We start from the raw sequence: 13,338 nt of genomic DNA on the forward strand, positions 1-13,338 counted from the left end.
CCACCAACTAGCTAATCCAACGCGGGTCCATCCTATACCACCGGAGTTTTTCACACCGGGCCATGCGGCCCTGTGCGCTTATGCGGTATTAGCAGTCATTTCTGACTGTTATCCCCCTGTATAAGGCAGGTTACCCACGCGTTACTCACCCGTCCGCCACTAGAAACCAGCTAAATCTGCCGAAGCTTCATTAAAAGGTTTCCCGTTCGACTTGCATGTGTTAAGCACGCCGCCAGCGTTCATCCTGAGCCAGGATCAAACTCTCTGATAAAATGTTTGATTCCGGTCAGACAACACTTGGCTATCTTCCCGTTTTACTGTTATAAAAAGTTCATTCTTTCGAATCTATTCATTAAGAATTTTCGAGAATCGTATGTGTTTCACTGTTTAGTTATCAAGGTTCTTTGTTTCTCACTGCCTTTCGACAGCTCGTTCACTTTATCATATTCATCAATGTATGTCAAGCACTTTTTTCAAGTTTTTTTGAGACATTTTCTTATGATCTGTCGCTCGTTCAAGCGACTTGTCTACTCTATCACATCATCAATTCCCTGTCAACAACTTTTTTCGTTTTTTCAAAACTTTTTAAATTGTGTGTTCAAAAGAATCAATTCTTTGTGACAGCTCAGTTAGAATATCACGTTCCAACCGGGCTGTCAACACTTTTTTCAAGTTTTTTCCAGAAACCTTCTCCAGTCTCGCCAAAACGTTGTCCCGGTCAGTTCTGCTCTTTCCTGTAAAGAATATAAGAATAAAGCACAGGCACTGTTATCGTCACTGTAATAATAACTCCCAGAGCTGCTGTTGATTTGAAATATCCATTGATGCACATTGCAATTCCTGCGACAATAAATACCCACGCTCCAAACCGATGTGTACGGTTCCAGTTGTCTGAATCATTCAGTGTCCACGGAAACCTCAGTCCAATACTGTGATTCTGTTTTACTTTAGGAAGATAGTTTCCAAGAACAATAAATACAATCCCAACCAGCACATTCATCTGCATTCCGATATCAAACTTTTTCCCAAAGACAGTTCCATAAATGCAGACAGCAACAGCAACAGAAATCACAGGAATGATCCACAGGATAATTCGGATCATCTTGTCACTGATATTCTTTTTCTTCGGATCAATTGCCGTAACCAGCAGGCAGAACCATTCCATCCCAAGAAGAAACGCCGGAAGCCCAAATACTGCAACCGGCCTGGAACTCCATCCATCCGGAGTATTACCTGCCCCGCTGAAATGTGTTGGTATCTCCTGCGGAAGCTGATTCCAGAAAAGGACTCCAAAAAGAATCGGGCTCAGTGTCACGATTCCGGTCAGAATCAGTGTCCATTTATACTTCTTTATCATACTCATCATTGTCGTTTCCCCCTTTCAGATCCTTCAGCCAGAGAAGGATCTCATCCACAACAGATGTATTAAGCTCATAGTAAACAAAGTTCTTTACTTTCGTCTCCCAGACCAGGTCCGCTTTCTTCAAAATATTCAGATGATAGGAGATCGTTGCCCCGGTCATATCAAAATGACCTCCAATCTCACCGGCCGACATCCTGCCATTTTTGAGAAGCTGTAAAATTTCTCTCCTGACCGGATCAGACAGTGCCTTGAACGTATCTGCAAAAGCCATCCTCTGCCCTCTTTCGAAAACTATTTAGAAATATTTCTAAATACAATATATGTCTTCTTCGCTCTTTTGTCAACAGGTATTTAGAATTTTATCTAAATACTTATCTGACAAAAACTTTTCCAGTCCCGGTTTCTCATTTTACAATGCAAAAAGACCACCAGAGTTTCCTCCGATGGTCTTTCACATTTTCATATATCCATTTATGCATACATATATTTCTGCAGTGCATGTATGATCTTAGGTTCAACGTTTTTACGCTATTTTCTGCTCAAATATCTGTCATTTCGCGGTATTCTTTTGGCGTGACACCATATCTGCTTTTGAACTGGCGGTTAAAATTTGAAAGATTGGTAAAACCGGCCTCCTGAGAGATACTCAGAATCTTATCATTCGATTTTTTCAGCGCTTCTGCTGCCACTGCCAGTCTCCGTTCATTTACATACGAAATAAAGCTCAGACCCGTCATTTTTTTGAACCACCGCATAAAGTGGCTGTCACTCCAGCCACAGAACTCTGCGATCTCTCTGACTGTAAGGTTTTCACTGATATTTTTTTCAATTTCCTGTAGAACCACCTTCAAACGTTCTCTGTCCGGCGAAGACACCTCTTTGACACATGGATATTTTCTTATAAGAAGAAAGAGCATTTGAAGAACCGCTGCTTTTACTCCCAGTTCATAGCCTTTTTCTCTGGATTCGCACAGATCTTCCATCTGGCTTAAACATTGTTTCAGTTCTTCGTAATCTTCTTCCTCTTTGTGCACACAGACAGGAGGAAGCAGTTTTCCCGCCGCAAGAGGCACGAGAAATTCTCCTGCACACAGATCCGCTGCTCCGGCTCCCAGGAAATCCATCTCAAAAATAATATTTTCATATTCCATCGAAAATCCTTTTGCCTTGCGAAGTGCATGGAGTGTTCCCGGAGGCACCACAAAAATATCACCCGGTTTTCCCAGAAACAACGTAGTTTCTATCTGAATTTCTCCAGCTCCTTTTTTGACATAGATCAGCTCCATATCTTTGTGCCAGTGAAGAGAAACTGACGGAAAATCCAACGGGATCGTACATGGATAGATATTAAAAGGAAACAGTCTGCTCCCATGCTGTTTCTTCTCCTGGTATTTCTGCGTGTTTTCTTTTTCCATAATGTATTTTTCTCCTCTGATGATAGGATAGTATCAGTATTTGCAAGATTTTTACAAGAAACGACAAACTATATGTGATATAAATATAACCATAACATGGTACAAGATGTTTTCTGACAACCACTAAAAGCTTCTAAAGCAATGTATCTATGAAAGGAGTGGCTCACATGAGTGAAACCATGACAAACAAACTTATCGAACTTTGCGGCAAAGATATCAGAACCGCTTCCAACGCGGAACTTTATCACGCACTTCTGAAACTGGTCGATGAAAAAAGCCAGGAACAGGTTCAGAACGTAACCGGAAGAAAGCTTTATTATATTTCAGCAGAATTCCTGATTGGAAAACTGCTGTCCAATAACCTTATCAATCTCGGCCTTTATGATGATGTAAAGGAAGCTCTTAAAGAAGCCGGTAAGTCTCTGGCTGATATTGAAGAGCAGGAGCCGGAACCAAGCCTTGGAAACGGCGGTCTCGGACGACTGGCCGCATGTTTTCTCGACAGCCTTGCTACCTTGAATCTGCCAGGAGACGGTGTGGGACTCCGTTATCACTGTGGTCTTTTCCGCCAGAATTTCAAAAATAACGTCCAGAACGAGACTCCTGATTTCTGGCTGACTGACAGCTGCGCTGCCAAAGCTACAGATACGGTCTTCCCAGTGTCTCTGGCGGGAAAAGAATATTCTGCAAGACTTTATAAACTTCCGGTCACAGGATATGAAGGCCGTACCAACACCCTGAACCTCTTTGACCTTGACAGTGTTGATGAATCTGTGATCGGTGATGGAATCTCCTTTGACAAAAAGGATATCGCCAGAAACCTGACCCTTTTCCTTTATCCGGATGATTCTGATGAGGACGGTCGTCTGCTCCGTATCTATCAGCAGTATTTCATGGTTTCTGCCGGCGCACAGCTTGTCCTTGAGGAATGTGCCGCAAGAGGCTGCAATTACCATAACCTTGCCGACTATGCTGCGATCCAGATCAATGATACACACCCAAGCATGGTGATCCCGGAACTGATCCGTCTCCTGATGCTCCATGACATTGATTTTGAGGAGGCTGTACAGATCGTTACCGACACCTGCGCTTACACAAACCACACGATCCTTGCAGAAGCCCTGGAAAAATGGCCGAGACATTATCTGGACACCGTTGTTCCACAGCTCATGCCGATCATCGAGAAACTGGACGCCCTGGCAAAAAGCCGCACGGAGGATGGCTCCCTTGCGATCATCGACCAGAATCAGGTCGTTCATATGGCACATATGGATATCCATTTCTCACATTCTACAAATGGTGTCGCAACCCTGCACACACAGATCCTCAAAGAAAGCGAACTGGCAGGATTCTACCATCTGTATCCTGAGAAATTCAACAATAAGACAAACGGCATCACCTTCCGCCGCTGGCTTCTGAAATGCAACCCATCTCTGACCAACGAGATCGAAAGCCTGATCGGAAACGGATTCAAAAAAGATGCTTCCGAGCTGAAAAAACTTCTTGCTTATACGAATGATCAGAATGTCCTCAGGAAACTTTCTGAGATCAAAAAGCAGAATAAGGAAGCACTTGCCGCATGGCTCCTTCACAAACAGGGTATAAAAGTCAACACAGATGCCATGTTCACCATCCAGTCCAAGCGGCTTCATGAGTACAAGCGCCAGCAGTTAAATCTTCTGTTCCTGATCCATCAGTATCTGGAGATCAAAGCCGGCCATATACCAAGCGTTCCGCTGGTCAGCATCTTCGGTGCCAAGGCAGCTCCTGCGTACATTATCGCCAAAGACATCATCCACGGACTGCTCACACTTTCTCAGGTGATCGAGAATGACCCGGAAGTTTCCAAATGGATGCAGCTCGTCTTTGTAGAAAACTACAACGTCTCTGCTGCTGAAATGATGATCCCTGCCTGCGATCTCTCTGAGCAGATCAGCCTTGCTTCCAAAGAGGCATCCGGAACAGGAAACATGAAATTCATGCTGAACGGTGCCCTGACTCTCGGAACCATGGACGGTGCAAACGTGGAGATCTCCGAAGCAGTCGGAAACGACAACATCTATATCTTTGGTCAGAGCAGCAAACAGGTCATCCACCGCTATGCAGTCGGTGATTACTGTGCAAAAGACTGGTACGAGGCAGACCCGAACCTTCGTCGTGCGATTGACTTCCTCACCAGCGAAAAAATGCTCTCCTTCGGCGATGAGGAACATTTGAAACGTCTCCAGAATGAACTGATCTGGAAAGACTGGTTCCAGACTCTTCCGGATTTCAACGCCTATGTGGTACGTAAACAGCAGGCAATGGCTGACTACGCCGCAGATCAGGAAAACTGGAGCCGCAGAACTCTGATCAATATCGCACAGGCCGGATTCTTCTCTTCTGACAGGACTATTAAAGAATATGATAATGATATCTGGCATCTTGGGAAATAAAAAAACACCAAAACTTAATCTTTAGCAAAAGCAGAGAGGAAATCCTGAAACTTCCTCTCTGCTTTTTTATTCTCCTGGATTAGACTTTCGGAGCTGTTCTGTCAGCTCTTCACCACCCTGTTCATACCATTCTTTTACAAACTCGTCAAAATAATCAACTGGCTGTACGCCCATGATGATCTGGATAAAACTGTCTTTTTCTAACTGCTGAAGTGATTTCGGGATCTCGCCGTCACTGTCATCCAGATACCGCTTCGCAGTCGTCCGGTAATTTCCCTCGATCAGCCGCCCGACTGCTGCAAGTCTGGACTCGTATGCCGCCCAGTCCTCTGCTGTCTCTGATCTTCCCTGGATAAATTTTTCTGCTGCATCATAGTAGGATTTCTCGATCGCACTTAAATCTGTTTCTTTTCGCATGCCACTCATCACGCTCTGGATATCCTTGGTGATCTGGAACGTCGCCTCATTATAATCAATGTTGATGACCAGCGGTCTTGCCGTCGGATCGACATTCAGGGCAAAATATGCATTCACCTCGTCTGCATCCTGCGCTCCATATCTGGTGTAGTCAAACAGCACACTGATGATCTTCATCACGATCTCCGGATGCTCATAACCCTTACGTACAACAACATATTTATTATCGCGGAAGCTATCATACACATTCTGCCAGTCTGCTTCCTGCAGATAATATGGCTGCCAGTCCGCTTCCGGGTCTGTCTCATAGACATCCATCAGAGGATTGTTCGGCGTCCACCAGAGTCCAAAAAAAGCTCCGCAGTTTCCATTTACCACCAGATCTCTGAGATTGTTCTGCGCACGAAGGGCAAAGTTCTGATCCAGTACACCACGTTCGTAGAGTTCATGCAGATAGCTGAGGGCGTTTTTTGTTTCTTCTGTCAGAGAGCCATAAACGATCTCTCCATTCTGGTTGATCCACCTCTGCGGGCTTGCATGGAATTTATCAAAAACAGGATCGACAGAATAACTGGAACTGGTACTTCCCACCAGATCAGTGTCACAGACAAGGCCGATCGGGTCTTCTCCGTCTTCTGTTCCCATCCGGTTTTCTGTAAATGCCTCCACGATATCAAATGCATCTTCCAGCGTTTTGGGTTCTTCTAGCCCCAGTTCTTCGATCCAGTCCTTGCGCAGCCACATCAGACGCGGTCCATGGTCTGTGACAGTCTCCGGGATCGCCATCAGTTTTCCGTTAAATCTCACAGAATCCAGAAGGTCGCTTCCGTAGCTCTCAAACATTTCTTTGATTCGTTTGGAAGTGCAATTTTCGTAAACCTCACTCAAATCTGCCACCAGATCATTATCGACCAGTTCTTTGAGTGTTTCTCTGTCCGACACCACCAGAACATCCGGGAGCGTCTGGTCTTTGACCAGGATATTTACAAATTCATCGTAACGGTCTTCTCTCTCCATGTAGACGTTTTTGTTCTGGATGTTCAGCATCTTTCGGAGATAACGGGTGTAGGCATTGTCTTCGTAAGTATTTCCATCCGGGAGGTTCGAATTGTTTGTACCGCTCATCTGTCCCAGAGTATAGGTCACAAGCTCCGGATATGCTCCATAAGGTGTCTGCGCGGCTGTTTCCCAGGTACCGGTGCGGACAGTTTCTTTTGCGGAAGCTGTGTTTTCTGTTTCTGTCGATGTTTCACTCTTATCTGTCTCTCTGGAGACACTGCTGCATCCGCTTAACATCATGCTTACGATACATCCCAGGATCACGGGCAGTTTCCATTTAGTCTTCATGTTTCTTGCCCTCCTTCGGGAATCTCATCACAACATTTGTTCCCTCACCGGGTGCGCTGAAGATCCGGATCCCGTATCCCTCCCCGTAGAGCAGTCGGATACGGTCATTGACATTCTTAAGCCCATACCCCTTCGCCTGATAAGCGACAAGTGTCTCTGCTTTTTCCTGTTCCATTCCCATTCCGTTGTCACGGACGGTAATCACGACATCATCTCCTACGCCTTTGAACGACAGGGAAATCTTTTTGTCTCCCTCTTCTTTTTCGTCAATGCCGTGTTCGATCGCGTTTTCTACAACTGGCTGGAGAAGAAGTTTCGGCATTTTTTCATTCTTGATCTCCGGGTCTGTCTCCCATTCTACGGTGAAGTTGTTGTCATGCATGGTAAGCTGGATCTCCAGATATGCCTCCATATTCCGGATACAGTTTTTGACCGTGACCATGTCCTCGCCTTTACTGAGTGCCGTCCTGTAAAACGTCGACAATGCAAGTGTAACCTTGCTGATATCCATCTGATTGCTCCGGATCGCCATCCAGTTCATCATGGAAAGGGTGTTATAGAGAAAATGCGGGTTGATCTGCGCCTGCAGTGCCTTCAGTTCGTATTCCTTCAATGCGATCTTGTTGACATAGACCTCATCGATCAGACGGTTGATCTCATCCATCATGCTGTGGAAACTGTTGATCAGGATTCCTACTTCATCCTCAGAATCACTGCTTACGGTAACTTCCCTGCTTCCGTGGTTTACCCGGTCCATATTTCTGGTAAGCTCTTCGATCTTACGTGTAAACAGTCGGGAAAAAGCCATCCCCAGAAACAGGATGATCAGACCACATGCCGCGATCAGGGGGATTTCTTCCAGAAGAAGCCTGCGGACAGAACCGGAGATCGCTTTCTGGCTTTTGTAGAGATAAAAAGTCCAGCTGTTTTCTTCGCTTTCTGCACTGGTATATGCACAGGTTTCACTGAGTTTCTTGATAGCGGTACCTGCTTTGTCTGTTTTCTGGATACCTGTTCCTTCCAGGCTGCTTCTGTTGTAAAGGACTGTGCCATTTTCATCCGCGATCATTCCTCCATTCTCATCCGTGAGGATATTGGTCAGCGGCTGAAAGATCTTGTCATAATCCAGCGAAATGCAGATTGCGGCATCCAGTTTCTGTCCACTATAGATCATACGGACAGCGGTAACTTCTTTGCGGTCTGCATCTACCATCCACTGAATCCGCACATCGTTCTTGAGTTCACTGCTCCACCACTCTTCCTGCATTTTGGCAAGCGGGACCAGGGTATACTCGTGTTCTACCTGAATGCTCTCGGCAAAAAGCTGAATGCGGTTGATCGCATCGTGATAGGATTTCGGCACGGACAGAAGAGGATCTGCGATCTCGGTGTATTTCTCATATGCCGTGTAATTATCGATGTTTTTTTCCTTGATGATCTCCTCAATATCCGGCGAATAAGTAAGATAATTCAAAAGACTGCTGTAAACGGCAGTCTGACTGTCAATACTCTCCTTCGTCTGGTCGATGATCGACTGCATATCCTCCAGATCACTGCTTCGAACCATCGTACTCTGTCTGCTGTGGGCATAAAGGGCAAGAACTGTCATCGGCACCAAGGCAGTCACGACCAGAAGAATCGTCAGCTTGTGCCGGTATTTCATGTTTTTGATCCATTTACGAAGTCTGTTCATCCTCTCCTGTTCCTTTCCGGTAAGATTCCGGGCTGCTTCCATAATATTCCCGGAAACTCCGGCAGAAATAGGAAACGTTGGCGAATCCTACTTTTTCACTGATCTGTGCTACCTTCATGTTGGTACTGCAGAGAAGTTCTTTGGCTTTTTTCATACGGAAGACACGGATGTAGCGATTGAGGTTCATGCCGGTCTCTTTTTTGAAGATAAAGCTTAAGTAGCCGGAAGACAGATATACTTTTTCCGCCAGCATTTCCAGATTCAGGTCTTCTTCATAATGCTGATAGATATAATTCTTGACGGCAGTCACTTCATTCCTTGAACTGTTCATGGAACGCTCCAGAAAAGCCTCGTACTCTTTGATATTGTCCTCTGTCACAGAAAGGATCTCCATAATATTCCTGCAGTTATAGAGGCGTTCGATCTCGTGTTCCAGTTTGTGCTCACCGGAAAACTGGTTTTCCTGAAAAAGCTCCTGGATCACGTTAGAAAATACAAATTTGATATACATCGCAGAATACTGGGTGTTATCATGGTATTTTTCCTTAAGGCATTCAAAATGTCTCCAGAGCTGTTCTATATCCTTGCGGGTGATATCCTCGGAAATCGCCTGCATAAGCTGAGAATCCTGCACTTCTCCGATTGCCATGCCAAGCACTTCATCCTCATTGGTAAACACATGCTTGTCCGGATGATAGAATTTCTCCTCCATCTGCTGTTCCAGCTGCTCCAGAACAGATGGAAGACTTTCACATCCGTCAAACTTCCTGCTCACGGCAAGATAAAACCGCTCCATGTACTCACGTTTCAGGAAATTATAGATATGATTTGCCACAAGCTGATAATCGCAGTACACATCCTGGAACAGAATGAGTGACTGTCTTGCATTCAGGTTCATGTAGAAAAACATCCTGTGGAGTTCTTTCTGCAGTTCCTGTTCCAGATTTTCTTCTGCTGTATCAAAAAGTGCCACATCTGACTCGATCAGGATCGCGCAGTGCCAGCTGTTCCACTTGTCCAGATCAATGAGTTCGCCGGCTTTTTGCAGGATCTCTTTTTTGCCGGAGTAGAGATAGCTCTGGAGAAAATACTGCTGAAGGAAGTTTTTCTCTTTGATCTCGCGGCTTTCTTTTTTTCTTCGTTTGCTGATCTCGCTCTCTGCGCGCTCCAACACTTTGTGGAAATCATCCGGATTTACCGGTTTGAGGATGTATTCGGTCACACCGTAGCGGATCGCCTCCTGCGCAAAGGTGAAGTCGCTGAAGCCGCTGAATATGATGATCTGGAGGTTGGGATTTTCTTCTTTGGCTTTCTTTGAAAGCTCCAGGCCGGTCATGTGCGGCATCTTGATATCTGTCAGAAGAAGCTGGATATCCTCGGAGCGCAGAACCTGTAGCGCCTGTTTGCCGTTGGCCGCTTCAAAGACAGTACGCTCTCCTTCCTCTCTGGAAAGCAGATATTTCAGCCCCTCTCGTTCGATTTTTTCGTCATCTACAATTAAAACGTTTGTCATGCATTCTCCTGTCTGTGTCTTATATTTATCTTTTTCATTATACCACAAAGTCCCCGGAAAGAATATTTCTTCCCGGAGACTGAATTTTCGTTATGTAATTATCAGCCTTTGACTGCGCCGGCTACAACACCTTCGATAATGTGTTTCTGGCATACCAGATAGACAACAATGATCGGAATGATATCGATCATGATACTTGCCATCATCGGTCCCATCTGCACATGTCCGAAGCTTCCGCGGAAATACTGGACTGCCATCGGAATGGTACGGTATTTCTTGATATCCAGTACCAGTGTCGGCAGAAGATAGTCATTCCATACCCACATCAGTTCCAGGATCGCGGTAGAGATAATTGTTGGTTTCAGGATCGGGATCAGAACCTTGAAGTATACCTGAAGAGGAGTACATCCATCGATCAGAGCCGCTTCCTCAATTTCAAGCGGGATACCCTTTACAAATCCTGTAAACATAAAGACCGCCAGACCTGCACCAAATCCAAGATAGATAATACAAATGTTGTATGGATTGTTCAGATGTAAGGTGTCGGCTGTTTTTGCCAGTGTGAACATAACCATCTGGAACGGTACTACCATACTGAATACACAGAGGTAATAGAAAACCTTGGATAATGTTCCGTTTACACGAACAATGTACCAGGCTGCCATAGAGCAGCACAGCATGATCAGAACAACGGACATCACTGAGATCACAAGACTGTACCAGAAGGATTTGAGGAAATCCATCTGTGTAACACTTGCCACAAAGTTTGCAACACCATTCCATGTCTCAGCTGTAGGAAGACTGAATACACCTGAAGTTGTAATCGCAACTTCTTTCTTTAAAGAGTTGACTAAGATCAGTACGATCGGATACATCCAGAGGATGCAGATCAGCGTCAAAATAATTGACGCAACCGGATTTTTTTTCTTATTTTCCATTACTGCTGCACCTCCTTAGATGATGTTGCACGAAGCTGTATCAGTGCGATCGCTACAACCAGCAGGAAGAATACAACTGCTTTTGCCTGGCCGATACCCTTCCACTGAGCGCCGCTTCTTGCATAAAATGTATCATAAATATTCAAAGCCAGTAACTGTGACTGTTTACCCGGATCTCCTCCTGTAAGAGAAAGGTTCTGGTCAAACATCTTGAATCCGTTTGTCAGAGTCAGGAAAGTACAGATTGTAACAGACGGCATGATCATCGGGATCTTGATCTTGAACAGGATCTGTCTGTTTGTCGCACCGTCGATCTGTGCTGCTTCGACCAGATCAGGAGAAACGTTGTTCAGACCTGCTATGTAGATGATCATCATATATCCGATCTGCTGCCACATCAGAAGAATCAGCATACCGATGAATCCGTTTCTTGCAGAAAGTGAAAGCAAAGGCTGTCCCCATTTGGAGAGCAGTCCGTTTAACAGCGTCTGCCAGATATATCCAAGTACGATACCACCGATCAGGTTCGGCATAAAGAATACGGTACGGAATGCATTGGTTCCTCTGTATCCCTTGGTGAGTACCAGTGCGATGGAAAATGCCAGCACATTGATCAGAATACTGGAAACAAAAGCAAACACAACAGTCAGCCAGAATGAATGACTGAAGGTGTTATCCAGTAAGATCTTGGAATAGTTCGAAAATCCGACAAAGGTTACATCATTTACGGTTGTAAATTTACAAAATGAAAGATAAATGCCCCAGATAAAAGGCCAAAGGAAACCGATAACAAATGCCGCAAAAGTCGGCAGTACAAAAATCGGCCACCATTTTTTGATCGTTCTTCCTACCATTATAATTCTCCTCTTTCCCTCTCATAGAACCCACAGGAGGAGGCAAGAACCTCGCCTCCTCTTGATGATTGATCACATATTATTTTGATTACTCGGAGAGAGCTTTCTCTGTAGCCCATCCGTCAACGAATGCACTTACAACATCATCCCATGAACCTGTGCCTGCTGCATATGCGGTAAGAGCTGTTCCAAGTCCGTTTTTCCACTCTTCAGACGGCATTGTTGTGAAGTTCCATGAAACAGGTGTTTTTCCAGCTTCTGTGTATTCAGCATCCTGTTTTACAAATACGTTTGTAGACTCCTGTGCTGTTTTGAAAGGAAGTGTGAATCCCATATCGTTTGCCATGGATTTTGTTCCTGTTTCAGATGTTACACACCAGTTCATGAAGTCCAGAGTTGCCTGAACGTCTTCATCAGATGCATTCTTGTTTACACACCAGTAGTTCTCTGTACCTGTTGCAAGTCCCTCGTTCTCATCATCTACACCAAAGTAGATCGGGATCATTGCAAGCTCGTCATCTCCGTATGTCTTGGACAGTTCTGCATATTCCCAGGTACCATTCTGATAGAATACTGCTTCGCCGTTTACAAATTCGTTTCTGGAGTCATCTGCTGTTTTTGCAGAGAGTTCAGCTCCGTCACAGGTAGAATCTGTGATGTACAGGTCAAACAGGTTCTTGTAGTTGTCAAGATATGTTCCTTTGATTGCCTCTGTATCATCGATTCCGTCTTCTTTGTACTCATAGTAGATCGGAAGGTTTGCAAGATGTGTTTTGAATCTCCAGTCAGAGGATCCGTCCATACCTGCAGATGTGAAAGCACCTTTGATTCCAAGCTCGTCCTTTCTTGCCTGAATATCATCTGCTACTTTCTTCAGATCATCGTAGCTCTTGATATCATCCAGAGAATATCCTGCTTTTTCAAGTAAGGTTTTGTTTGTGATCAGGCCATAGGATTCGATTACATATGCGATACCATCTACAGCATCTCCGTCTTTGAGCTCGTAAGTATCAGAGGTAAGTCCTTTTGTGATCTCTGCATCTGTCAGATCATAGCAGTAATCTTTCCAGTTCTTAAGTCCAACCGGTCCGTTTACCTGGAACAGTGTCGGAGCATCGCTCTTTGCCATTTCAGACTGAAGTGTTGTCTCATACTGTCCGGATGCTGCTGTTACAACTGTTACTTCTGTTCCTGTTTCTTCAGTGTAAGCTTTTGCCAGGTTCTGCCAAGCTTCATCTGCTTCTGGTTTGAAGTTCAGATAGTAAACCTTTCCACCGTCTGCTGCCATAACCGGTACGGACGGGATCATGGTTGCTGCTGTTAATGCTGCCATTGCCATTGCTGTGAGTTTTTTCATTTTCAT

10 protein-coding genes and 1 rRNA gene are annotated in these 13,338 nt (G+C 44.9%); 1 reads left to right on the plus strand and 10 read right to left on the minus strand.

The features are described from left to right. The 4 genes from DWX28_RS01900 to DWX28_RS01915 all read right to left on the minus strand — a co-directional run. Window positions 1-271: ribosomal RNA gene (locus DWX28_RS01900) — 16S ribosomal RNA — on the minus strand; the annotation flags it as partial. A 447-nt stretch (window positions 272-718) separates the two neighbouring features. Further along, window positions 719-1,366, minus strand: coding sequence for an SdpI family protein (locus tag DWX28_RS01905; RefSeq protein ID WP_118251501.1), 648 nt, complete (start codon window positions 1,364-1,366; stop codon window positions 719-721). Then, window positions 1,341-1,634: an autorepressor SdpR family transcription factor gene (locus DWX28_RS01910; RefSeq protein WP_022214133.1), complete on the minus strand. Its 294-nt coding sequence runs from the start codon at window positions 1,632-1,634 to the stop codon at window positions 1,341-1,343. Before DWX28_RS01910 ends, DWX28_RS01905 begins: the two co-directional genes overlap by 26 nt. A gap of 268 nt (window positions 1,635-1,902) precedes the next feature. Beyond that, window positions 1,903-2,778 (minus strand): AraC family transcriptional regulator, encoded by an 876-nt coding sequence (locus tag DWX28_RS01915; RefSeq protein WP_022214134.1) that lies wholly within the window; start codon window positions 2,776-2,778, stop codon window positions 1,903-1,905. A gap of 167 nt (window positions 2,779-2,945) precedes the next feature. On the opposite strand from DWX28_RS01915, the gene DWX28_RS01920 reads away from it, so the two are divergent. Beyond that, window positions 2,946-5,213 carry a glycogen/starch/alpha-glucan phosphorylase gene (locus DWX28_RS01920; protein ID WP_022214135.1) on the plus strand — a complete coding sequence of 756 codons (2,268 nt, stop codon included), beginning with the start codon at window positions 2,946-2,948 and terminating at the stop codon, window positions 5,211-5,213. Between the two features lie 66 nt (window positions 5,214-5,279). Here the strand turns inward: DWX28_RS01920 and DWX28_RS01925 are convergent, their stop codons facing one another. The 6 genes from DWX28_RS01925 to DWX28_RS01950 form a co-directional block, all read right to left on the minus strand. Further along, entirely contained in the window at window positions 5,280-6,977 is a 1,698-nt protein-coding gene (locus tag DWX28_RS01925; protein ID WP_022214136.1) for an extracellular solute-binding protein, read from the minus strand. Beyond that, window positions 6,967-8,712 carry a cache domain-containing sensor histidine kinase gene (locus DWX28_RS01930; RefSeq protein ID WP_227221937.1) on the minus strand — a complete coding sequence of 582 codons (1,746 nt, stop codon included), beginning with the start codon at window positions 8,710-8,712 and terminating at the stop codon, window positions 6,967-6,969. The genes DWX28_RS01925 and DWX28_RS01930 overlap by 11 nt, the downstream gene beginning before the upstream one ends. Beyond that, the gene (locus DWX28_RS01935) at window positions 8,654-10,183 is read right to left on the minus strand and encodes a response regulator transcription factor (protein WP_118251502.1); all 1,530 of its coding nucleotides are present in this window, start codon (window positions 10,181-10,183) and stop codon (window positions 8,654-8,656) included. Before DWX28_RS01935 ends, DWX28_RS01930 begins: the two co-directional genes overlap by 59 nt. 101 nt (window positions 10,184-10,284) lie before the next feature. After that, window positions 10,285-11,121: a carbohydrate ABC transporter permease gene (locus DWX28_RS01940; protein WP_118251503.1), complete on the minus strand. Its 837-nt coding sequence runs from the start codon at window positions 11,119-11,121 to the stop codon at window positions 10,285-10,287. Continuing rightward, on the minus strand, window positions 11,121-11,975 hold the full coding sequence (locus DWX28_RS01945; protein WP_022214140.1) for a carbohydrate ABC transporter permease: 855 nt from the start codon (window positions 11,973-11,975) through the stop codon (window positions 11,121-11,123). Before DWX28_RS01945 ends, DWX28_RS01940 begins: the two co-directional genes overlap by 1 nt. Window positions 11,976-12,063: 88 nt before the next feature. Then, window positions 12,064-13,338, minus strand: a complete 1,275-nt coding sequence (locus DWX28_RS01950) for an ABC transporter substrate-binding protein (RefSeq protein ID WP_118251504.1) — start codon at window positions 13,336-13,338, stop codon at window positions 12,064-12,066.

Source organism: Blautia sp. AF19-10LB (assembly GCF_003461245.1).
Lineage (GTDB): Bacteria > Bacillota > Clostridia > Lachnospirales > Lachnospiraceae > Blautia_A > Blautia_A intestinihominis.